A 22,032-nucleotide genomic window follows, 5' to 3' on the forward strand; every position below is an offset into this window, starting at 1 on the left:
AACCGTCACCACACTAACACCAACAGGTTACACACCGATGGCATATTTCAGCGCCAGCGTTTTAAGATGTCCTGCACGCTCAGCAGCCAGCAATGCCATGTTTCGGGCAAAGGTCAATGGTGGTAAACGATTACTGAACGCGTTATAAAATAGGTCCATGCCATTTTGCATTAACAAATTATCAGCCTTACGCCGACGCTGATAACGCAGCAAAACGGCTTCACTGTACCAGCACTCCCCTGCATCCCGCGCGCCAGTCACAACATCAATCAACGCGTCCGCGTCACGATAGCCGAGATTCACGCCCTGCCCTGCGAGTGGATTAATGGTATGGGCGGCGTCCCCCACCAAGGCAACCCCTTCAGCCACATAACGTTGTGCATGACGACGCACCAGTGGGAACGCTCCGGCGGCAACCGACTTCACGGGCCCCAAACGTGTGGGGAAAGTTTCTGCAATTGCGTTATCCAACTGTGGTAACGACAGTGATTGAAGCTGACGAATACGGCGCGGGCTGTCATACCACGCCAACGCGCCCCATGATCCAAACAGCGGTAAAAATGCACGCGGTCCCTGAGGCGTAAACTGCTGCCAGGTACAATCCTGCTGAGGTTGCTGGGTATCCACGGCAATCAACAGACACGATTGCCGGTACTGCCATCCATTGATGCCGATACCCGCCCACTGGCGCACACGCGAGTTCGCGCCATCCGCACCAAGCACCAAAGGCGCACTCAATGTCTCACCGCTATCCAGCACGATCTGCCAGCACGCAGGCGTGCGAACCATGCTGCGTATCTGCGCGGGGCAACGAATATCACACCGCTGCTGCTCAGCCAGGCATTGCCACAATGCCAGTTGCAATACCCGGTTTTCCACCATAAATCCCAATTCGGGCAGGTGCAGGTCGGCGGCGCTAAAGGCAACCCGTGCATCATCCCATTCCCAGGTTTCCAACCGGCGATAAGGCGCACAGCGCATCTGCTCAACGCCCGACCATGCACCCAACGACTTTAACAGTGAAACAGACGCATATCCCAGCGCTGAAACCCGAATATCCGGCGCACTGTCGTCCATAAAGGCGGCAGGAGCGGCCTGCTCCAACACCGCGACCTGAAAACCGTTGCGCGCGAGCCCGAGCGCGACTGCGGCACCGACCATCCCGCCACCGATCACGATGGCATCATACCGTTGATTTATTCCGTTCATCGTGCCTAAACCGACTCAAACTCACCTCGTTATACACATCTCTGTTCGTGCCTGAGCGCGCGTAGCGTTTCGGCGGCCGTCATGACTTTCTGCAAGCCTTTCCTGATAGTTTTTGCGCCTGGTTCACCGTCGCCTTTTCGAGCAAGAAAGCCTCCCAGTTGCGCAACTAAGCGCAATACTTCGTTTAGCTTAGGGCGGCCCTTGGGCATACGCTTGTTCATCAGTAGGTAAGCGCCATCAGTCTCGTCGGAATCAAAGAACAACATTGCGTCCAGCTCTGGACAGGTTCGTCCCATACGCATTAAATAGGCGATGCGCCATGCCACGATCATGAACAGCGCCAATGCCCGCTCAATGCGATCCACGGTCGATAACTGTAACGCTTCGACACAGCAGCCGTTCTTCAGCACATTGAAGAACATCTCGATTTCCCATCTAGCCCGATACCAGTCGATCAGCTCCACGATATCTTCTCGTCCTTCAGGTACGCGATTGCTCAGCAACCGCCACTCGACCGGCTTCACGCCTGCTGGCGGCTCAATTTCCTTGGCTATCACACAAGTCACTGCCAACCCGCAACGCAGCGACACTCGCTTCACGCGCAGCGCCTGTTTCACCGTACGCGCCTTCTGCCCCGCGCGAGCCGCCATAACGAATTGGATTTATCCCACCGGCACGGTCTTTCCAACCTTCTGCCAAAGCTTCTCATTACAGTCCAGACTGCGATTATGAGTCGAGCGGATCAACCAGTCAGCCGGAGTGCCAAGGTCATCAGCGAGCTGCATCAACGCCTTGATATCCGCTTCGCGATCGGCTAAGTACACCAGACGTGTGTTTGGCAACTCCGAGGCGAGTTCAGCAACTCGCTCGTATCCCTCGAGCCAGCGCGTACTCTCCTTGAGCCCATCGCGTTTTCCGTCTGCATCCTTCGGCTCTCTTGCCCACATCCACGCATCCAGTACGCCCAACCCCACGCGATCCGGACTGACCGCGTAGGTCGGATGCAGGTACAGACCACGCCTGGCTTCGTAGTTCAAGGGACCCAAGCCTTGGATTTGCTGCCCGTTGAAGTCAAGCTCGGTAGTGTCTTGGATACACAGCACAACCTCGTGTTCTCGGATCCTTTCCTGCGTACGCTGCCAGTGAGGTTGCAGAATGTCTCGCCATTCGAATGCTTGGTTCTCCATGAAGCGGTAAGCACCCAGCGTCTCAGACCATCCGAGGCACGCATGCGGAATGCTGGCTTGCGGATTCTCAGCCAGCCGTATCAAAAGCCCTTTGGCACGCTTATTGAGCCTCGTGTCACCAAGATTTACCCCTTCCAGTTCTTGGTGTGCCCAGCCATCTGAATCCCGTGTCATTTTTCAGCGCCGTAAATGGCGATAGTACACGTCGGTTTCACTTCATTTACAACCCCACCGGCTGCCTATTTCAGCCCGCTAACCCTTGGCATATAAGGCGTTGCGGACTTGTGTATAACGAGGTGACTCAAACTGTGTGACTGATAGGCACAGTGTACTGGATTTTCGACAACCGCGTTGACTCTGCGAAAAAACGCTCAACAAATTTCGCGCTCTGGTCACAACCGCAGCAAAAGATTACAATACGTGCCCCGTCCGTATTTCCGGGCATCTATGATTTGGTAATACGCTTTTTCACCCGCACTGAGTAATGACAAGTCGATGACAAAGAAACTGCACATTAAAACCTGGGGCTGTCAGATGAATGAATACGATTCATCCAAGATGGCTGACCTGCTGGAAAGTACACACGGTTATGAGCTGACCGAGGTGGCCGAAGAGGCTGACGTTCTGCTGCTGAATACCTGTTCTATCCGTGAAAAGGCACAGGAAAAAGTTTTCCATCAACTTGGCCGCTGGAGAGCGCTGAAAGAGAACAACCCCGATCTGATTATTGGTGTGGGCGGCTGTGTTGCTTCTCAGGAAGGCGAGCATATTCGCGAACGCGCCAGCTATGTCGATCTGATTTTTGGCCCGCAAACGCTGCACCGCCTGCCAGAAATGATTAACCACGTGCAGGGCACACATAGCCCGGTGGTGGATATCAGCTTCCCGGAAGTCGAAAAATTTGACCGGCTGCCGGAACCTCGTGCCGAAGGGCCGACGGCGTTTGTTTCCATCATGGAAGGGTGTAACAAATACTGCTCATTTTGCGTGGTGCCTTATACGCGCGGTGAAGAAGTCAGTCGCCCCTGTGACGACGTCTTATATGAAATTGCGCAGTTGGCCGCACAAGGGGTACGCGAAGTTAACCTGTTGGGTCAAAACGTCAACGCCTATCGTGGTGAAAATTTTGATGGCAGTATCTGCTCGTTTGCCGATTTGCTGCGTCTGGTAGCCGCAATAGACGGTATCGACCGTCTCCGTTTTATCACCAGTCACCCGATTGAGTTTACCGACGATATCATCAGCGTCTACGAAGATACGCCTGAACTGGTGAGCTTCCTTCATCTGCCAGTACAGAGCGGTTCCGATCGTATTCTGACCATGATGAAGCGCCGCCATACCGCGCTGGAATACAAAGCTATCATTCGTAAACTGCGCAGCGCACGACCGGATATTCATATCAGTTCCGACTTTATCATCGGCTTCCCCGGTGAAACCCAGGAAGATTTCGAACAAACCATGAAACTGATTGGTGACGTCAATTTTGATATGAGCTTTAGCTTTATCTACTCTGCGCGTCCGGGGACCCCCGCCGCAGACATGGTTGATGATGTCAGCGAAGAAGAGAAAAAGCAGCGCCTGTATATTCTGCAAGAACGTATCAGCCAGCAAGCGATGCAGTTCAGCCGCCGTATGTTAGGCAGCATCCAACGCATTCTGGTGGAAGGTACATCGCGCAAAAGCGTGATGGAACTGTCAGGTCGCACAGAAAATAACCGTGTGGTTAACTTCGAAGGCACCCCGGATATGATTGGTAAGTTCGTTGATGTTGAAATTGTCGACGTTCGTCCTAATTCACTGCGCGGTGTGGTTGTCAAAACCGAAGACCAGATGGGTCTGCGCATCAACGAATCTCCAGCCTCCGTGATTGCACGAACCCGCAAAGAGAACGATATCGGCGTTGGTCTCTACCAGCCTTGATGGATAAGCCGCACGGGCGATGCACTCGCCCGTGCACTTGCCCGCCGCGCGCCATCATATAGCCTAAATAATTCGAGTTGCAGGACAAAACGTTTACGTTTTGAACAGCGCTTGCGCTGGCCCGCTGGGTGAATCTCAGGGATGAGATTCATTTATCCCAATGAGCTTACCCAGGTAAGTGATTCGGGTGAGTGAACGCCGCCAACGCTTCTGCTACTTGAAGTATGACGGGTATGAACATATTGCCACTTGCACCTTTCCCTATTACCGATAAATAATTCAATCATCATCTCGTCCCTTATTGTTCTGATCACTCATGATGACGAGCGTTGATATACCAAGAGGAATAATTTGAACGTTACGATAAAAGAGATTGCCCTCGAACCTGCTGATAATAAACGCCTGCTTAATCTGTGCGGCCCCTTTGATAGTAATATCAAACAGTTGGAGCGCCGTCTCGGAATCGAAATCAACCGTCGAGACAATAAATTCAAACTGGTCGGAAAAGGCCTGTGTATTGAAGCGGCGGCAAATATTCTGCAACGTCTTTATCTTGATACCGCGCCCGTGCGTGGTGTGGAAGGGGATATTGACCCCGAGCAGATTCATCTGGCAATAAAAGAATCAGGCGTGCTGGAGCAAAGCGCCGAGAGCGTGCCGGATTTTGGCAAGGCGATCAACATCCGCACCAAACGCGGCATCATTAAGCCGCGTACCCCCAATCAGGCGCAGTATATCGCCAACATCCTCGATCATGATATTACCTTCGGCGTGGGCCCTGCGGGAACGGGGAAAACCTATCTGGCAGTCGCTGCGGCGGTGGATGCGCTCGAGCGTCAGGATATCCGCCGCATTTTGTTAACGCGCCCGGCCGTTGAAGCGGGAGAAAAACTCGGCTTTCTGCCCGGCGATTTGAGCCAAAAGGTCGATCCTTATCTGCGCCCACTCTACGATGCGTTATTCGAAATGCTGGGGTTTGAGCGCGTGGAAAAACTCATTGAGCGCAACGTGATTGAAGTAGCGCCATTGGCCTATATGCGCGGTCGCACGCTGAATGACGCCTTTATTATCCTCGATGAGAGCCAGAACACCACGATCGAACAGATGAAGATGTTCCTGACCCGTATTGGCTTCAACTCCAAAGCCGTCATCACCGGCGACATCACCCAGATTGACCTGCCACGCAATATCAAATCGGGGCTGCGCCACGCGATTGACGTGTTGGCCGATGTGGAAGAGATCAGTTTTAACTTCTTTCACAGTGAAGATGTGGTGCGCCACCCTGTGGTCGCACGCATCGTCAACGCTTATGAAGCCTGGGAAGAAGCCGACCAGAAACGCCGTGCCGCGCAGGCCGAAGAGCGCAAACGAGAAACACAAGCAGCCAGTGCACCCGCGGTATCAGAGGTGGGTGATAAGTAGGAGTCACAATGAGTCAGGTTATTCTCGATTTACAAATCGCCAGCAACAATACAGCAGGGCTGCCGAGCGAACAGGATTTTCAGCGTTGGCTGGAGGCGGTACTGCCGCAGTTTCAGCCAGAAGCGGAAGTGACCATTCGTATCGTTGATAAAGCGGAAAGCCACGAACTGAATCACACCTATCGCGGCAAAGACAAACCTACCAACGTACTCTCCTTTCCGTTTGAAGCACCGCCGGAAGTCGAGCTGCCGTTATTGGGCGATCTGATTATTTGCCGCCAGGTGGTGGAGCAGGAAGCCATTGAACAGCAAATAACCGCAGACGCCCACTGGGCACATATGGTGATACACGGTTGTCTGCATCTGCTGGGTTATGATCACATCGAGGATGACGAAGCAGAAGAGATGGAAGCGTTGGAAACCGAGATTATGCAACAAATGGGCTATGCTGACCCTTATCTGTCCGAGAAAGAGTAAGTCCACGTGGCGGCAACTTGAAGTATGACGGGTATATTCTGTTATTATGAAAAATACAGTAGATTACCGTAGACCCTGATATTGCTTTTGATGGCGCATTTTTCGCTATGATGCCATCTTCGTCATCATAGCTTAACGGCGTTATGGTTAAATATAACGCCACGCGCGGTAATCACCGTGCACCTTTATGTCAACCCGCCCGCGCGCCTGATGATCTTACAGCGCATGCCTCTTTTGCGTGGTTCATGATGATTGACTAACCAGAGAGACAGTAAATAGAACGCCATGAGCGACGACCATTCTCAAAACAGCGATAGCCCCAGTCCCAAGAAAGGATTCTTCTCACTGATCCTTAACCAGCTTTTTCATGGTGAACCCAAGGATCGCAGTGACCTCCTCGCCTTTATCCGTGATTCCGAACAAAACGATCTGATCGATCCAGACACCCGCGACATGCTCGAAGGGGTAATGGATATCGGGGAACAGCGCGTGCGGGATATCATGATACCCCGTTCGCAGATGATCACACTGAAGCACAACCAAACGCTGGAAGAGTGTCTGGATGTGATTATCGAATCAGCGCACTCGCGTTTTCCGGTGATCAGTGAAGACAAGGACCACATTGAAGGCATCCTGATGGCCAAGGATCTGCTGCCGTTTATGCGCAGCGATGCCGAGCCGTTCAGCATGGAGCAGGTGCTTCGTCCTGCAGTCGTGGTGCCGGAAAGCAAACGCGTGGACCGCATGCTGCACGAGTTCCGTTCGCTGCGTTATCACATGGCTATCGTCATCGATGAGTTTGGCGGTGTATCTGGGCTGGTCACCATCGAAGATATTCTCGAGCTGATCGTTGGCGAAATTGAAGATGAGTACGACGAAGAAGAAGATCGCGATATCCGTCAACTGAACCGACACACTTATACCGTGCGCGCGCTAACACTGATTGAAGATTTCAACGAGGTGTTTGGCACCCAGTTCAGCGATGAAGAAGTGGACACCATCGGCGGACTAGTGATGCAAGCCTTCGGCCATCTGCCTGCGCGTGGTGAAACCATCGACATCAACGGTTACCTGTTCAAAGTTGCCATGGCGGACAGCCGACGTATTATTCAGACTCATGTCAGAATCCCTGACGAAGCGCCTCAACCAACACTGGAACCTTAATTCGACAATGTCTGTCATGTCTGTTTTACGACGCCAGCGGGTGCGCATCCTGCTTGCGCTGTTCTGCGGTGCCTGGGGCACCTTGGCGTTTTCACCGTTTGATTTCTGGCCTGCCGCGCTGGTTTCGCTGTGTGGATTGCAAGCCCTGACGCTGAACAGAACCTGGCGGCAATCCGCCGCCATTGGTTTTAGCTGGGGCTTTGGCCTGTTTGGCAGCGGAGTGAACTGGGTGTACGTCAGTATCGCCGAGTTCGGCGGCATGCCGGAAGCCATTAACGTGTTTCTGGTGGTACTGCTCGCGCTCTATCTGTCGCTTTACCCCGCGCTCTTCTCGGGGCTGTTAACGCGCATTTGGCCACGAACGACGCTGGTGCGTCTGATCGTGGTCGCGCCGGTCCTGTGGCAGTTCACTGAGTGGTTGCGCGGTTGGGTACTCACCGGCTTTCCCTGGCTGCAATTTGGCTATAGTCAGATTGACGGGCCGCTGCAAGGCCTGGCGCCGCTGCTTGGCGTTGATGGTATCAATCTCTTGTTGGTCATCATTGCCGGCCTGCTGGTGTTCGGTACCACACGACGCAAAACCATCCCGCTTTACTGCGCCATCGCGCTACTGCTTCTGCCTTGGCCGTTGAAGTTTATCCATTGGTTCACGCCTCAACCAGATCGCGCGGTCAACGTCGCGCTGGTGCAAGGCAATATTGCCCAGGCACAAAAATGGGATCCCAATGCGCTGCAACAGATTCTGAACATCTACCGGGATGCCACGCTGCCTTATCTGGATAAAGCGCCGATCGTTATCTGGCCAGAATCGGCCATCCCTGATGTAGAAACGCGTCAGCAAGCGTATTTGCAGCATATCGATGAGCTACTGCGCGCGCACAACAGCAGCCTGGTCACGGGGGTTGTGGATGCACGCCGCCGCACAAACGAGCAGGTTGACTTCTACAACAGCATTATCGTGCTGGGTGGCAACGAACCGTACCGTTACCCCAGCGCAAACCGCTACAACAAGAATCATCTGGTGCCGTTTGGTGAATTCGTTCCGCTGGAAACGCTGCTCCGTCCGTTAGTGCCGTTCTTCGATCTGCCGATGTCTTCGTTCAGCCATGGCCCTTACCAACAGCCTCAGCTCTTGGTTAATGGTATACGGATGACGGCCACGGTCTGCTATGAAATTATTCTCGGGCAGCAAGTTCGCGATAACTTCCGGCCTGATACCGATATGCTGCTGACCATCTCCAACGATGCCTGGTTTGGTCGTTCTATCGGCCCATGGCAACATTTCCAGATGGCCCGCATGCGTGCTCTTGAGTTAGGGCGTCCGCTGCTACGTGCGACCAACAATGGCGTGACCGCCGTTATCGGCCCACAGGGTGAAATCAGTGCCGAACTGCCGCAGTTTACGCGCAAGGTGCTGCTCACCAAGGTGACGCCAACCACCGGCATCACCCCTTATGCACGCTTTGGTGCCTGGCCAATGTGGATCATTCTCGCCGTGCTGGCCGGTGTAGCCTGCGTCGCGCGTCTGCGTCGTTAACACAATAACCGGCAGGCGCGACCTGCCGGTTTCCCGTCAATATCGACCATACCTTCGTGTAATACCCGCCATCTCCTATTTGCATAATTGGCACATCATTTGCTTATTATTCATTGAATAACAGAGTGTAACGGGATGATTCCGTTGTTTGTTCTCTGAAAACCAGCGAAAAGCACCCTAATGGGGCAATCAGCGCACCAAAATAGTGCTAAACGATTTTAGTGCAGTGATTTAGTGCAGTGTAGTGGTCAACTAATATTGGCCACCGCATTAGACTGTATGTAGAACAGTCGCTCAGATTCGTTTGGAGTTAAGCCGCCGTTATACCAGTGAAGCCGGATAGCGCTGTAATACCCCGTGATGTAGCGGATAATCGCGTCCTGGGCTTCGCTGAAGCTGTTGTAACCCTTTGTCGGCACCCATTCTGTCTTCAGGCTGCGGAAGAACCGCTCCATTGGCGCATTATCCCAGCAGTTACCCCGCCGACTCATACTCTGCTTTATCCGGCAGCGCCACAGGGCTTGCCGGTATTGACGGCTGGTATAGTGGCTGCCCTGGTCGCTGTGGAACATGACTCCTGTTGGTTGTCCCCGGAGTTCCCAGGCCATCTGCAACGCTTTAACTGTCAGCGCCGAGTCCGGCGACGTCGACATGGCCCAGCCCACCGGTTTGCGGGCGAACAGATCTAGCACCACCGCAAGGTAAGCCCTGCATTTGCCCGTCCAGATGTAGGTCACATCGCCGCACCAGACCTGATCCGGCGCGGTAACCGCGAACTGGCGGTTGAGATAGTTCGGTATTTCAACGTGTTCATTGCCGCCGCGTTTGTATTTGTGAGCCGGTCGCTGGCAGCTGGCGATACCCAGCTCCTTCATCAGCTTGCCAGCCAGCCAGCGCCCCATTTTGACACCGGAGCTGCCGGTGACGATGGTCGCGATACTTCGAGCGCCGGCAGAGCCGCCGCTGGCGTTCCAGGCTTCCATGACGCGGCTACACTTAACCACGCGCTCACCGTCGGGTTCATTAGCGGAAGCCTGCCAGTGCCTGTAGCTGCTGCGATGTACCTCAAAAGTTTGGCACAACGCCGTGACCGGGTATCGCGCCCTCAGCCTGTCGACTACCGTGAACCGTTGAGTGAGTCCGACATTAAGAGCGCCGTAGCCTTTTTTAGGATTTCGTTCTCCATTTCAAGGCATTGGACTTTTTTCTTCATCTCACGCAGCTCGAGCTGTTCAGGGGTAAGAGGAAGTCCCGTTGGCGTTTTTCCCTGTCGTTCAAGGCGAAGCTTATTGACCCAGCGACTAATGGCTGACATTAACCGCCTCTGCGGCCTTAACGTATGTGTAGCCGTGGTCGACAACCAGCTTTGCGGCTTCGAGCTTAAATTCCGCCGTAAAATGTTTACCCATGAGGTCACCTGTCGTGTTGATGAGGTGAGCATATCACCTCCGCTCAGGTGGCCAGTATCAGTGTGCCACTACAGTATACCCCGGAGACCAACATGACCAGAGAAAAAAGGATCAGCAAGCCGAATCCCCCAGCGAGCCTGGTGCCAATCTTATAATTCTTCATTATTTTCCATAACCTTTATACGATTTTATGAACTTGCCCGATGCAAGCGTGATTGATAGTAGCGCGTGAGTGGGAAACAATTCCGTTGAAAAAAGCGCCTAAATACATGTTATTTGTGTGGTTATTTGTTCCTGTAAAATGCAGTGCTGTTTTCCCTTACGAGGACAACTGTATCCAGAAATCCACCGAGCAACGCCAGATAGCTATCGGCAAACAGGGCCGCTCAGCGTGAGATGTAGATCACGTTTTAGACCGGAAGGGGATTTTTATCACAATATGGGATGCCGACTTTACATGACTCGGCAGAAATTTACAGTTGGTTGCACTTAGAGCAGATTTCTTGCGATTGTCCACTGGCCTCATTAGGGGGGAGTCTCTAGAGTAGACGATCCCAGAGGTATTGATTGGTGGTAAATAGATGGACTCTGTCGAGTAAATCGCAGAAGTACATTGAACCATGAAATTGCACCAACCTACGCGGATGCGTAGGTTTTTTTTTGCCTGTCGTTTGCTCCCCCCCTTTTCCATTTTCTCTCGTTATTTCTGCATCATGCGTGTGGCGCAGTTGCCCTGACACTCTTGGGCCAGCTATAGTAGTTTATATGTCCCACCGTTTTTATGTGGTCGTTTAACTGTGAAGGGCCAGTTTGCTTCCCGCACGCTGATGGCCTGACTATGGGAGAAGGAATGATATACACCCTGCTGCGCTGGCTGTTCCAGCGCCTGTATCGCATACGGATTGAAGGCGATAGTGCGGTATTCAAACAATCAAAACTGCTGATTACGCCAAATCATCAATCCTTTTTAGACGGTGTGCTGTTGGCGCTGTTTTTGCCGATTAAGCCAGTGTTTGCCGTCTATTCCAGTATCAGCGATCGCTGGTTTATGCGTTTCCTGAAATCCTATATCGATTTTGTGCCGCTCGACCCGACCAAACCGTTGGCAATCAAGGGGCTTATCAAAGTGATTGAGCAGGGCCGCCCGGTGGTGGTGTTCCCCGAAGGGCGTATCACCGTTACCGGCTCCCTGATGAAGATCTACAGCGGTGCAGCTTTCGTCGCAGCAAAATCGGGAGCTACGCTGGTGCCGGTGCGCATCGAAAGTATTGCGTTCAGCCCATTTGGTCGCCTTAAAGGTACGTTTAAGCAACGCCTTTTCCCTCAGGTCACTCTCTCTTATTTGCCGCCGACCACATTACCGATGCCGGTAGCGGGCAGCGCGCGTGAACGGCGCGAACTGGCCGGTGAACACTTGCACCGTATCATGATGGCCGCGCGTATGGAAATGCGCCCGCGCCAGACGCTGTATCAGGCATTTCTCTCTGCCTGCCAACGCTATGGCTACAGCTCGCCGTCCATTGCGGATATCGCCTTCAGTGAAGACAGTTATCAGGGGTTGCTGAAAAAGTCCCTCGGCGTTGGCCGCATCCTGCAACGTTTTACCCGAGAAAAAGAGCACGTCGGCCTGCTGCTGCCCAATGCCACGGTGACGGCGGCTGCTATTCTCGGCGCCTCGTTGCGCGCCCGCGTGCCTGCCATGCTGAATTACACGGCGGGGGCAAAGGGTATCAAGAGCGCGATGCTGGCGGCGGAAATCAAAACCATTTTCACCTCACGCCAGTTTCTGGAAAAAGGGAAACTGACCCACCTGCCGGAGCAGGTGAAAGAGGCCAACTGGGTTTATCTGGAAGATTTAAAGGGCACGGTAACCCTGGCCGACAAAGCGTGGATTTTATTCCACCTGTTGTTTCCGGTGCTAGCTATGGTGCCGCATCAACCTGATGATGCTGCGATGATCCTGTTTACTTCCGGTTCTGAAGGCAACCCGAAAGGCGTGGTGCATTCTCACGCCAGTCTGCTGGCAAACGTCGAGCAGATTCGCACCGTGGCGGATTTTACCTCGCGCGATCGCTTTATGTCGGCTCTGCCGCTGTTCCACGCCTTTGGCTTGACCGTGGGTTTATTTACCCCGTTGCTGACCGGCGCGCGGGTTTTCCTTTACCCCAGTCCGCTGCATTACCGCATCGTTCCGGAGCTGGTTTACGATCAGAATTGTACCGTACTGTTTGGCACCTCTACCTTCCTTGGACACTACGCGCGCGTGGCGCACCCTTATGATTTTGCTCGCTTGCGCTACGTGGTTGCCGGGGCTGAGAAGCTGTCTGAGAACGTGCGTAACGTCTGGCAGGATAAATTCGGTATCCGCATCCTTGAAGGCTATGGCGTTACCGAATGTGCGCCGGTGGTGGCGATCAACGTTCCGATGGCCGCAAAGGTGCATACCGTAGGGCGCTTGCTGCCAGAGATTGAATCCCGGCTGATTCCAGTGCCGGGCATCGAACGCGGTGGCCGGTTGCAATTGCGTGGTCCCAATGTGATGAAGGGCTACCTGCGGGTAGAAAATCCTGGCGTGCTGGAGCGCCCGGCGGCGGAAAATGTCGAGGGTGAACGGCAGGAGGGGTGGTATGACACCGGCGATATTGTCGATGTGGATGCGCAGGGCTTTTGTACCATCGTTGGCCGGGTGAAGCGCTTTGCCAAGCTGGCCGGAGAAATGGTGTCGTTGGAGAGCGTGGAGCAGTTGGCGCTGCTCGTTTCTGCGGACAAACAGCATGCTGCCAGCGCGAAAAGCGACAACAGTAAAGGGGAAGCGCTGGTGCTGTTTACCACTGACAGTACGCTGACCCGCGAGCGTTTGTTGGTGCAGGCGCGTAGCAGCGGGGTGCCGGAATTGGCGGTGCCGCGTGATATTCGCGTGCTTAAAGCGCTGCCTCTGTTGGGCAGCGGCAAACCGGATTTCGTAACGCTGCGCCAGATGGCAGAGCAGCCGGAGGGTGCACAATGAGTTTGCAGGAAGGTGCCGTGCCGCCGTTGCTGTCGCGCAGTATGAATGCGGTCATCGTTGCGCAGTTTTTCTCTGCCTTTGGCGATAATGCGCTGCTGTTTGCCACGCTGGCGCTGATCAAATCGTTGCTCTATCCCGAGCGGAGCCAGTCGGTGCTGCAAATGGGATTTGTGGCGGCCTATATCGTACTGGCCCTAATGAGATGGTCACCCCCACTCTGTGAGCGGTACGCTGGCAGGGTGTTTTTCTTTCAGGAGAGGCCATCATGGAAAACGTTACTCTTATTGGTATCGATCTCGGTAAACATTCTTTTCATATTCATTGCCAGGATAAGTCAGGTAAAGCGCTTCTGCGTAAGAAGTTTACGCGCACAAAGCTAATGCCGTTTTTGGCGACGTGCCCGCCCTCGGTTGTTGTTATGCAAGCTTGTGCCGGTGCACACTTTATGGCGCGGCGTATCAATGATAGCGGCCATGAAGCAAAACTTATCTCTCCGCAATTTGTGCGCCCGTTTGTCAAGGGGGTAATGCCTTCAAATAGTTGGCTTTTGTGATATTCTGCCGCTATTTGAGGTTTCCACGTGGTTACTGTTTTTGTTCATTGCCCTCGCTGCCATTCAGATAAAGTTTATCGACATGGCCTTAGTCCAACTAAGCGCGAACGCTTCCGGTGTCAGTGCTGTCGCCGTGTATTCCAGCTTACCTACCGCTATGAAGCGCGAAAGCCGGGAGTCAAAGAGCAGATCGTTGATATGGCCTTCAACGGCGCCGGTGTTCGCGATACCGCCAGGACGTTGAAAATCGGCATCAATACGGTCATCCGGGCTTTAAAAAGCTCTCGCCCCGCAGGATAACGTCTTCTCCCGTTGCTCACGCCGACGTCGCCCTTATCTGTGAACTTGATGAGCAATGGAGCTTCGTTGGCAGTAAGGCGCTACAATGTGTAGTGGCACACTGATACTGGCCACCTGAGCGGAGGTGATATGCTCACCTCATCAACACGACAGGTGACCTCATGGGTAAACATTTTACGGCGGAATTTAAGCTCGAAGCCGCAAAGCTGGTTGTCGACCACGGCTACACATACGTTAAGGCCGCAGAGGCGGTTAATGTCAGCCATTCTGCCATTAGTCGCTGGGTCAATAAGCTTCGCCTTGAACGACAGGGAAAAACGCCAACGGGACTTCCTCTTACCCCTGAACAGCTCGAGCTGCGTGAGATGAAGAAAAAAGTCCAATGCCTTGAAATGGAGAACGAAATCCTAAAAAAGGCTACGGCGCTCTTAATGTCGGACTCACTCAACGGTTCACGGTAGTCGACAGGCTGAGGGCGCGATACCCGGTCACGGCGTTGTGCCAAACTTTTGAGGTACATCGCAGCAGCTACAGGCACTGGCAGGCTTCCGCTAATGAACCCGACGGTGAGCGCGTGGTTAAGTGTAGCCGCGTCATGGAAGCCTGGAACGCCAGCGGCGGCTCTGCCGGCGCTCGAAGTATCGCGACCATCGTCACCGGCAGCTCCGGTGTCAAAATGGGGCGCTGGCTGGCTGGCAAGCTGATGAAGGAGCTGGGTATCGCCAGCTGCCAGCGACCGGCTCACAAATACAAACGCGGCGGCAATGAACACGTTGAAATACCGAACTATCTCAACCGCCAGTTCGCGGTTACCGCGCCGGATCAGGTCTGGTGCGGCGATGTGACCTACATCTGGACGGGCAAATGCTGGGCTTACCTTGCGGTGGTGCTAGATCTGTTCGCCCGCAAACCGGTGGGCTGGGCCATGTCGACGTCGCCGGACTCGGCGCTGACAGTTAAAGCGTTGCAGATGGCCTGGGAACTCCGGGGACAACCAACAGGAGCCATGTTCCACAGCGACCAGGGCAGCCACTATACCAGCCGTCAATACCGGCAAGCCCTGTGGCGCTGCCGGATAAAGCAGAGTATGAGTCGGCGGGGTAACTGCTGGGATAATGCGCCAATGGAGCGGTTCTTCCGCAGCCTGAAGACAGAATGGGTGCCGACAAAGGGTTACAACAGCTTCAGCGAAGCCCAGGACGCGATTATCCGCTACATCACGGGGTATTACAGCGCTATCCGGCCTCACTGGTATAACGGCGGCTTAACTCCAAACGAATCTGAGCGACTGTTCTACATACAGTCTAATGCGGTGGCCAATATTAGTTGACCACTACAGATTGACCTCTTCCCTTTATTCAGCACCAGCGTAAAGTAACGTTTTCGGACCTTCTTCTCCTTCAAAAGAGATCAAATGTCGCCAAAAAGCAGGATACATATCTTAGGTCACCTCGTTATACACATCTCTGTTCGTGCCTGAGCGCGCGTAGCGTTTCGGCGGCCGTCATGACTTTCTGCAAGCCTTTCCAGATAGTTTTTGCGCCTGGTTCACCGTCGCCTTTTCGAGCAAGAAAGCCTCCGAGTTGCGCAACTAAGCGCAATACTTCGTTTAGCTTAGGGCGGCCCTTGGGCATACGCTTGTTCATCAGTAGGTAAGCGCCATGAGTCTCGTCGGAATCAAAGAACAACATTGCGTCTAGCTCTGGACAGGTTCGTCCCATACGCATTAAATAGGCGATGCGCCATGCCACGATCATGAACAGCGCCAATGCCCGCTCAATGCGATCCACGGTCGATAACTGTAACGCTTCGACACAGCAGCCGTTCTTCAGCACATTGAAGAACATCTCGATTTCCCATCTAGCCCGATACCAGTCGATCAGCTCCACGATATCTTCTCGTCCTTCAGGTACGCGATTGCTCAGCAACCGCCACTCGACCGGCTTCACGCCTGCTGGCGGCTCAATTTCCTTGGCTATCACACAAGTCACTGCCAACCCGCAACGCAGCGACACTCGCTTCACGCGCAGCGCCTGTTTCACCGTACGCGCCTTCTGCCCCGCGCGAGCCGCCATAACGAATTGGATTTCTCCCACCGGCACGGTCTTTCCAACCTTCTGCCAAAGCTTATCATTACAGTCCAGACTGCGATTATGAGTCGAGCGGATCAACCAGTCAGCCGGAGTGCCAAGGTCATCAGCGAGCTGCATCAACGCCTTGATATCCGCTTCGCGATCGGCTAAGTACACCAGACGTGTGTTTGGCAACTCCGAGGCGAGTTCAGCAACTCGCTCGTATCCCTCGAGCCAGCGCGTACTCTCCTTGAGCCCATCGCGTTTTCCGTCTGCATCCTTCGGCTCTCTTGCCCACATCCACGCATCCAGTACGCCCAACCCCACGCGATCCGGACTGACCGCGTAGGTCGGATGCAGATACAGACCACGCCTGGCTTCGTAGTTCAAGGGACCCAAGCCTTGGATTTGCTGCCCGTTGAAGTCAAGCTCGGTAGTGTCTTGGATACACAGCACAACCTCGTGTTCTCGGATCCTTTCCTGCGTACGCTGCCAGTGAGGTTGCAGAATGTCTCGCCATTCGAATGCTTGGTTCTCCATGAAGCGGTAAGCACCCAGCGTCTCAGACCATCCGAGGCACGCATGCGGAATGCTGGCTTGCGGATTCTCAGCCAGCCGTATCAAAAGCCCTTTGGCACGCTTATTGAGCCTCGTGTCACCAAGATTTACCCCTTCCAGTTCTTGGTGTGCCCAGCCATCTGAATCCCGTGTCATTTTTCAGCGCCGTAAATGGCGATAGTACACGTCGGTTTCACTTCATTTACAACCCCACTGGCTGCCTATTTCAGCCCGCTAACCCTTGGCATATAAGGCGTTGCGGACTTGTGTATAACGAGGTGATCTTAGGTGCCTCGGGCTCCGGCACAACGTCCATTGCCAAATGCCTCGCCGAGCGAGTGGGTTATCAACACCTCGATACCGATGATTTTTATTGGCGCGACACATCCCCTCCCTATACGGTGGCAAACGGACCGCAAGAAAGGCAGTTACAACTCGCTAGCGCACTGAAAACACACGAACAATGGATTCTCAGCGGCTCGCTGTGTGGCTGGGGAGATATCTTTATCCCGAGCTTTGAACTCGTTATCTACGTCTATGTTAAGAATGAAAAACGCCTTGAACGGCTCAAGCAAAGAGAACAAATGCGATTTGGGGACGACATTTTGCTCGGAGGCGAGCAGCATGGACGATATCAGGCGTTTATTGAATGGGCGGCAGGTTATGAAACCACGGTGGATGTTAGTCGAAACGCACTTCGGCACAAACAGTGGTTGGAGAAGATCCTCTGCCCTGTCATCCACATCATGAATGAAAGCACCGTTGACGAAGCCGTGAGCGATATAGTGTCACAGTGGGCGTTGAACCCGCCCGTTTGAACCGTCTTTATCAGCGTTTGCAGGGAGCATCATTCAACGCCCCCCGCACCTGCATTAGAGGATTTCCAGCAGTTCGACTTCAAAAATCAGTGCGCTGAACGGAGGAATGGATGCGCCTGCGCCACGTTCGCCATACGCCAGGTTATGCGGAATATAGAGTTCCCATTTGGAACCGACCGGCATCAGCGTCAGCGCTTCAATCCAGCCAGGAATAACGCCGCTCACCGGAAGCTCTGCCGGCTGCCCGCGTTGCACGGAGCTGTCAAACACGCTGCCATCGATCAGGCGGCCCGTATAGTGCACACGCACGCGATCTTGACGTGCGGGGATCGCCCCTTCCCCCTGGGTCAACACGCGGAATTGCAAACCGGACTCAGTCTGGTTGACGCCGTCTTTACCGGCATTGTCTGCCAAGAAATTTTGACCTTCAACGGCCAACGCTTGCTGGCGCTCACGGCGCACCGCATCAGCACGTTCATGAATTTCACGCAGCGCGCGATGTACAACATCCACAGGCACGGCGGGCGGATTGCCTGCCAGTGCATCACGCAGACCTGCCACCAGGGCTTCAGGGATCAACTCTTCCAGGCCAGATTCTTGCAACTGTTGACCAACCTGCAAACCAATACCGTAACTGGCCTGCGCCTCAACGCTCTCGTAAGAAGGGGGGCTCATGGATGTTCCTCATTGTGTAAAAAAATGAAAACGCAGCATAACAGCGCTGGACGGCAGGGTAAAATCTTCTGTGTGATCGTTATACCCGTCATACTTCACGTTGCAGAGACGTTGGCAGCGCGCAGATACCGCGAAAGTCGGCGCACAGTCGAGAAAATCGACTCTACCAGTATGAAAGGCGAGCGAATACCATGCCCTATTCTATACTAAGGGTTCCACTTTCTCTCAAATTTGTTACCTTAAGCATCAACACGTTAGCGATTATGACTCTTGTATTACTTTCGTTGGCGCGTTACCTATATACTGGGCAGCTTTACAGGTTGCTATCGTTGCAAGAGAGGTCACCATGGGCAGAATCGCGCCCAGGAAACGAGTAGCCCCCGCAAGGGATTATCAAGCGCTGATTCGCAGCGTTCTTCCGCGTTTGCCTTTGGCTCGAGCCGAAAAACAGCGTAATGCGCCCTCTCTCCTTCTGTCAGCACTGCTTGAACGTGTGCGTGATCTATTGAGAGGACTGTGGCATCACCCTGACAGCTACCACTGGATGGATCCGTTGCCGACCTTCCACCGCCGTGCGATTCTGATTGCCTTCGCACTGCTGCTGATCGCACTACTGTGGCCCTATTCGCCGCCAACGTCGCGGACTCCGTCATCTGCCACACCCATCACACTCAATGAATCAGCGCCAATGCACGCTAACCTCGCAGACAGCACGCCAGCCCCGGTAGAGACAGCCGCGCCAGCCTGGCAGACTTACCCGATTGCCGCAGGACAAACGCTGGCGCAGCTGTTCAGGGATAATAACCTGCCCGTCAACGACGTTTTCGCAATGGCCCAGGCGGAAGGAAGAGATAAGCCACTGAGCAACCTGCGTGCCGGGCAACAGGTCAAACTGCGGCTCAATGCGCAGGGAATGGTGTCTGAGTTGGAGATTGAAACAGCGGATGGCCAGCGGGTGCACTTCACGCGCCAATCCGATGGCGTATTTCTTCGCACGCGTTAAGGTCTGTTCAGACGTTACACTGCGCGAGCAGAAAATCCCGTAGTACCTGCGCATGATTGCGCTGTGGATCTTTGCTGCCATAGAGCAATGTGATTTCACCCGAGCACGCAAGTGCCGACGTAATGATCTGCCAATGGCGTTGTTGTGCCAGTTCGGCGCGATACTGCGCAACAAAAGCGTCCCACGCGTCTGGCGCTGCGTGGAATGCCTGACGCAGTGCTGTGCTGGGCGCAACCTCTTTAAGCCACTGCGCGCCTTCCAGTCGCTCTTTTCGAACACCGCGTGGCAAGAGCCGGTCCACCAGAAACGTGGGGTGCGCAAAAGGCCCTTGCACATCATAAACCCGCTGTAAATGAATGTGCGGTACATCAGTGGCTGCGGACATAGCGATAACCTCCAGTCATAAACTAGGTTAGCATACGCCCAATTACCTTTGCAGTGCTTACTGATAGCCCATAAAACGCAAAACGCCGACCTGAAGGTCGGCGTTTCACGCATAACGCTCAGCGCCCGAAGGCACCGTGGCATTGCTTATTCAGCAACAACCAGCACGTTCAGCGTAGCGAACACATCGCTGTGAACCTGGAAGCTCACTTCGTGGTCGCCCAGTGTACGCAGTACACCGTTCGGCAGGCGAACTTCGTTTTTAGCGATAGCAACGCCAGCAGCGGTGACAGCATCAGCGATGTCACGCGTACCGATAGAACCGAACAGTTTGCCTTCGTAGCCCGCTTTGGACGCGAGGGTAACAGTACCCAGTTCAGTTAGTTGCGCAGCACGCGCTTGAGCAGCAGCCAGAACGTCAGCCAGTTTGGCTTCCAGTTCTGCGCGACGCGCTTCGAAGAACTCAACGTTTTTCTTGGTTGCCGGCACAGCTTTGCCCTGCGGAACCAGGAAGTTACGAGCATAGCCCGCTTTAACGTTTACCTGATCACCCAGGCTGCCCAGGTTTGCTACTTTATCAAGCAGAATAACTTGCATTACCTTATCCTCTCAAAGTCTCGTTAGTGGACTGTGGCCGATTACTGATGACGATCAGTGTACGGCAACAAAGACAGGTAGCGCGCGCGCTTGATAGCACGGGCCAGTTGACGCTGATACTTGGCACGAGTACCGGTGATACGGCTCGGGACAATTTTACCACTTTCAGTGATGTAGTTTTTCAGCGTTGCGATATCTTTATAGTCGATCTCTTGAACGCCTTCCGCGGTGAAACGGCAGAACTTGCGACGACGGAAATAACGTGCCATTTGGCTAGTCTCCAGAATCTATCAATTCAATCTGCTCGGCATGTAACACCAGTTTGTTCAGCCCATTGCGCCCTTGATGGCTGCAAATAAAGCCCTGAACCCTGATGTGCATACCGACCGTTATACTGTGGGTAATTGCTTGCGACTCACGTCCGCTGACAATCACGGGCATACGACACCATGCTTGCCGACGAAGTCCGGCTTCCTCCTGTACCGAGCGGTGCTCAAGCACAAACTGGCAGTGAGGAATGCCCGACGGGCTGACCTTTCGTACCGGTGCCTTGCATATCATGCCAGACAGTTCCAGACGATTAGCGGTCGCCACGGCAATTACTCTTCAGAATCCCCAGCTTCAGCATCATCACCGGCTTCAGCGTATTCATCACGACGCTCACGGTGTTCGTCTTTCGCTTTCACCATCGGAGACGCTTCAGTTACAGCGTGTTTGGTACGCATAACCATGCTGCGGATAACGGCATCGTTGAAGCGGAAGTTAGTTTCCAGCTCATCGATCACTTCCTGCGGAGCTTCAACGTTCAGCAGAACGTAGTGTGCCTTGTGCAGTTTGTTGATCGGGTAAGCCAGCTGACGGCGGCCCCAGTCCTCCAGACGGTGGATTTTGCCTTCTGCACCAGTGATAGCACCAGTGTAGCGCTCGATCATGCCCGGAACCTGTTCGCTTTGGTCAGGATGGACCATAAATACGATTTCGTAATGACGCATCGAATAGCTCCTTACGGATTTTTCAGCCTCCTGTCAGGGTCAGCCGCGGCCCATGGAAGCAAGGAACAACGTGTGTGTATGCGGCTGAAAAAATGACGCATCAGTATACTTACCCCCGTTAATAAGCGCAAGGCGTTCTCTCACCGTTTTGTCATGAGCTCCTGTGCCGCTTTTGAGAAACCAAACTTACAAAAATCAATACAAATAACGTATTATTAACGAGTTAGCGCCAATAATCGTGATATATCTCTCAGTTATCCGACACGACTGTTTGCCAGTATCAGTGTCAACGTCGACAATTTTTATCATCCAATCCGGGCGGCTCTCTCCAGCGGAACCGTTGTTCAGCAACGATGACAGGTGAATGCCATGATAAAAAACCAAACGCTTCACGATGCTAGTCAGGCCCAGCGCCTGCTGGAAAAGCAGCGAAAAGCGCGTTTTTACCCGGCTTTCCATCTCGCTCCCCCCACGGGCTGGATGAACGATCCGAACGGGTTGGCGTACTGTGATGGCCGCTATCATGTGTTTTATCAACACCATCCTTATGATGAACACTGGGGCCCCATGCATTGGGGGCACATGACAAGCCACGATCTGGTGCACTGGCAGCATCACCCCATTGCGTTGGCACCCGGGGACGCTTTCGACAGGGACGGTTGTTTTTCCGGTTGCGCCGTGAATGACAATGGTGTGCTTACGCTTATCTATACCCATATCGTTATACACATCTTTCTAACGCACTGTTT

At 53.7% G+C, this 22,032-nt stretch carries 17 protein-coding genes and 6 pseudogenes; 13 read left to right on the top strand and 10 right to left on the bottom strand.

The window, feature by feature from the left end:
* Positions 1 to 27 precede the first annotated feature (27 nt).
* The gene (gene ubiF, locus ACWWJF_RS26820) at positions 28 to 1,209 is read right to left on the bottom strand and encodes a 3-demethoxyubiquinol 3-hydroxylase (RefSeq protein WP_455871412.1); all 1,182 of its coding nucleotides are present in this window, start codon (positions 1,207 to 1,209) and stop codon (positions 28 to 30) included.
* Positions 1,210 to 1,238: 29 nt separating this feature from the next.
* Positions 1,239 to 2,570: pseudogene (locus tag ACWWJF_RS26825) on the bottom strand (IS4 family transposase).
* A gap of 321 nt (positions 2,571 to 2,891) precedes the next feature.
* Between ACWWJF_RS26825 and miaB the strand changes: the two are divergent.
* The 5 genes from miaB (at position 2,892) to lnt (ending at position 8,915) form a co-directional block, all read left to right on the top strand.
* Positions 2,892 to 4,316 (top strand): tRNA (N6-isopentenyl adenosine(37)-C2)-methylthiotransferase MiaB, encoded by a 1,425-nt coding sequence (gene miaB / locus ACWWJF_RS26830; protein ID WP_438815206.1) that lies wholly within the window; start codon positions 2,892 to 2,894, stop codon positions 4,314 to 4,316.
* Between the two features lie 351 nt (positions 4,317 to 4,667).
* Complete coding sequence (locus ACWWJF_RS26835) at positions 4,668 to 5,738, top strand: PhoH family protein (RefSeq protein ID WP_455871413.1); 1,071 nt, start codon at positions 4,668 to 4,670, stop codon at positions 5,736 to 5,738.
* A gap of 8 nt (positions 5,739 to 5,746) precedes the next feature.
* Positions 5,747 to 6,214: an rRNA maturation RNase YbeY gene (gene ybeY / locus ACWWJF_RS26840; RefSeq protein ID WP_455871414.1), complete on the top strand. Its 468-nt coding sequence runs from the start codon at positions 5,747 to 5,749 to the stop codon at positions 6,212 to 6,214.
* Between the two features lie 285 nt (positions 6,215 to 6,499).
* Positions 6,500 to 7,378, top strand: coding sequence for a CNNM family magnesium/cobalt transport protein CorC (corC, locus tag ACWWJF_RS26845; protein WP_455871415.1), 879 nt, complete (start codon positions 6,500 to 6,502; stop codon positions 7,376 to 7,378).
* A 7-nt stretch (positions 7,379 to 7,385) separates the two neighbouring features.
* The gene (gene lnt / locus ACWWJF_RS26850) at positions 7,386 to 8,915 is read left to right on the top strand and encodes an apolipoprotein N-acyltransferase (protein ID WP_455871494.1); all 1,530 of its coding nucleotides are present in this window, start codon (positions 7,386 to 7,388) and stop codon (positions 8,913 to 8,915) included.
* Between the two features lie 248 nt (positions 8,916 to 9,163).
* On the opposite strand, the pseudogene ACWWJF_RS26855 reads toward lnt, so the two are convergent.
* Positions 9,164 to 10,324, bottom strand: a pseudogene (locus ACWWJF_RS26855) (IS3 family transposase).
* Between the two features lie 850 nt (positions 10,325 to 11,174).
* Here ACWWJF_RS26855 and aas point away from each other — a divergent pair.
* The 5 genes and pseudogenes from aas to ACWWJF_RS26880 all read left to right on the top strand — a co-directional run bounded on the left by aas (position 11,175) and on the right by ACWWJF_RS26880 (position 15,514).
* Complete coding sequence (gene aas / locus ACWWJF_RS26860) at positions 11,175 to 13,331, top strand: bifunctional acyl-ACP--phospholipid O-acyltransferase/long-chain-fatty-acid--ACP ligase (RefSeq protein WP_455871495.1); 2,157 nt, start codon at positions 11,175 to 11,177, stop codon at positions 13,329 to 13,331.
* Positions 13,328 to 13,525, top strand: a pseudogene (locus ACWWJF_RS26865) (lysophospholipid transporter LplT); the annotation flags it as partial. The gene aas and the pseudogene ACWWJF_RS26865, both read left to right, overlap by 4 nt.
* A gap of 71 nt (positions 13,526 to 13,596) precedes the next feature.
* Positions 13,597 to 13,851, top strand: a pseudogene (locus ACWWJF_RS26870) (IS110 family transposase); the annotation flags it as partial.
* Positions 13,852 to 13,911: 60 nt separating this feature from the next.
* Positions 13,912 to 14,270 (top strand): annotated as a pseudogene (locus ACWWJF_RS26875) (IS1 family transposase); the annotation flags it as partial.
* Between the two features lie 75 nt (positions 14,271 to 14,345).
* Positions 14,346 to 15,514 (top strand): IS3 family transposase gene (locus ACWWJF_RS26880; protein ID WP_455868841.1). Its coding sequence is split into 2 segments (ribosomal slippage): positions 14,346 to 14,601 and positions 14,601 to 15,514, totalling 1,170 coding nucleotides; the frame shifts between segments, so codons are not numbered across the junction.
* Positions 15,515 to 15,638: 124 nt separating this feature from the next.
* Here the strand turns inward: ACWWJF_RS26880 and ACWWJF_RS26885 are convergent.
* Positions 15,639 to 16,970, bottom strand: a complete 1,332-nt coding sequence (locus tag ACWWJF_RS26885) for an IS4 family transposase (protein WP_455871416.1) — start codon at positions 16,968 to 16,970, stop codon at positions 15,639 to 15,641.
* A gap of 110 nt (positions 16,971 to 17,080) precedes the next feature.
* Here ACWWJF_RS26885 and ACWWJF_RS26890 point away from each other — a divergent pair, with 110 nt between their 5' ends.
* Positions 17,081 to 17,632, top strand: coding sequence for an AAA family ATPase (locus ACWWJF_RS26890; RefSeq protein ID WP_455871417.1), 552 nt, complete (start codon positions 17,081 to 17,083; stop codon positions 17,630 to 17,632).
* Between the two features lie 54 nt (positions 17,633 to 17,686).
* Here ACWWJF_RS26890 and fklB read toward each other — a convergent pair whose 3' ends face one another.
* Positions 17,687 to 18,307, bottom strand: coding sequence for an FKBP-type peptidyl-prolyl cis-trans isomerase (gene fklB / locus ACWWJF_RS26895; RefSeq protein ID WP_455871418.1), 621 nt, complete (start codon positions 18,305 to 18,307; stop codon positions 17,687 to 17,689).
* Positions 18,308 to 18,653: 346 nt separating this feature from the next.
* Here fklB and ACWWJF_RS26900 point away from each other — a divergent pair, with 346 nt between their 5' ends.
* A complete protein-coding gene (locus tag ACWWJF_RS26900) occupies positions 18,654 to 19,310 on the top strand; it encodes a LysM-like peptidoglycan-binding domain-containing protein (protein WP_455871419.1) in 657 nt (218 codons plus the stop codon).
* 7 nt (positions 19,311 to 19,317) lie between these two features.
* On the opposite strand, the gene ACWWJF_RS26905 is transcribed toward ACWWJF_RS26900, so the two are convergent.
* The 5 genes from ACWWJF_RS26905 to rpsF all read right to left on the bottom strand — a co-directional run bounded on the left by ACWWJF_RS26905 (position 19,318) and on the right by rpsF (position 21,283).
* Entirely contained in the window at positions 19,318 to 19,695 is a 378-nt protein-coding gene (locus ACWWJF_RS26905; protein WP_455871420.1) for a DUF488 domain-containing protein, read from the bottom strand.
* A gap of 146 nt (positions 19,696 to 19,841) precedes the next feature.
* Positions 19,842 to 20,291: a 50S ribosomal protein L9 gene (gene rplI / locus ACWWJF_RS26910; protein ID WP_455871421.1), complete on the bottom strand. Its 450-nt coding sequence runs from the start codon at positions 20,289 to 20,291 to the stop codon at positions 19,842 to 19,844.
* A 41-nt stretch (positions 20,292 to 20,332) separates the two neighbouring features.
* Positions 20,333 to 20,560, bottom strand: a complete 228-nt coding sequence (rpsR, locus tag ACWWJF_RS26915) for a 30S ribosomal protein S18 (RefSeq protein ID WP_000135199.1) — start codon at positions 20,558 to 20,560, stop codon at positions 20,333 to 20,335.
* Between the two features lie 4 nt (positions 20,561 to 20,564).
* On the bottom strand, positions 20,565 to 20,885 hold the full coding sequence (gene priB / locus ACWWJF_RS26920; RefSeq protein ID WP_222158074.1) for a primosomal replication protein N: 321 nt from the start codon (positions 20,883 to 20,885) through the stop codon (positions 20,565 to 20,567).
* A 5-nt stretch (positions 20,886 to 20,890) separates the two neighbouring features.
* Positions 20,891 to 21,283: a 30S ribosomal protein S6 gene (gene rpsF, locus ACWWJF_RS26925; protein WP_455871422.1), complete on the bottom strand. Its 393-nt coding sequence runs from the start codon at positions 21,281 to 21,283 to the stop codon at positions 20,891 to 20,893.
* 369 nt (positions 21,284 to 21,652) lie between these two features.
* On the opposite strand from rpsF, the pseudogene ACWWJF_RS26930 reads away from it, so the two are divergent.
* Positions 21,653 to 21,988: pseudogene (locus tag ACWWJF_RS26930) on the top strand (glycoside hydrolase family 32 protein); the annotation flags it as partial.
* Between the last annotated feature and the right edge of the window lie 44 nt (positions 21,989 to 22,032).

It is taken from the genome of Symbiopectobacterium sp. Eva_TO (assembly GCF_053848865.1).

Bases quoted from the DNA above. Each gene is read 5' to 3' on its own strand.
- ACWWJF_RS26900 (WP_455871419.1), top strand. From the start codon at position 18,654: ATGGGCAGAATCGCGCCCAGGAAACGAGTAGCCCCCGCAAGGGATTAT.
- aas (WP_455871495.1), top strand. From the start codon at position 11,175: ATGATATACACCCTGCTGCGCTGGCTGTTCCAGCGCCTGTATCGCATA.
- fklB (WP_455871418.1), bottom strand. From the start codon at position 18,307: ATGAGCCCCCCTTCTTACGAGAGCGTTGAGGCGCAGGCCAGTTACGGT.
- ACWWJF_RS26905 (WP_455871420.1), bottom strand. From the start codon at position 19,695: ATGTCCGCAGCCACTGATGTACCGCACATTCATTTACAGCGGGTTTAT.
- rpsR (WP_000135199.1), bottom strand. From the start codon at position 20,560: ATGGCACGTTATTTCCGTCGTCGCAAGTTCTGCCGTTTCACCGCGGAA.
- lnt (WP_455871494.1), top strand. From the start codon at position 7,386: ATGTCTGTCATGTCTGTTTTACGACGCCAGCGGGTGCGCATCCTGCTT.
- rplI (WP_455871421.1), bottom strand. From the start codon at position 20,291: ATGCAAGTTATTCTGCTTGATAAAGTAGCAAACCTGGGCAGCCTGGGT.
- ACWWJF_RS26885 (WP_455871416.1), bottom strand. From the start codon at position 16,970: ATGACACGGGATTCAGATGGCTGGGCACACCAAGAACTGGAAGGGGTA.
- ybeY (WP_455871414.1), top strand. From the start codon at position 5,747: ATGAGTCAGGTTATTCTCGATTTACAAATCGCCAGCAACAATACAGCA.
- ubiF (WP_455871412.1), bottom strand. From the start codon at position 1,209: ATGAACGGAATAAATCAACGGTATGATGCCATCGTGATCGGTGGCGGG.
- miaB (WP_438815206.1), top strand. From the start codon at position 2,892: ATGACAAAGAAACTGCACATTAAAACCTGGGGCTGTCAGATGAATGAA.
- rpsF (WP_455871422.1), bottom strand. From the start codon at position 21,283: ATGCGTCATTACGAAATCGTATTTATGGTCCATCCTGACCAAAGCGAA.
- corC (WP_455871415.1), top strand. From the start codon at position 6,500: ATGAGCGACGACCATTCTCAAAACAGCGATAGCCCCAGTCCCAAGAAA.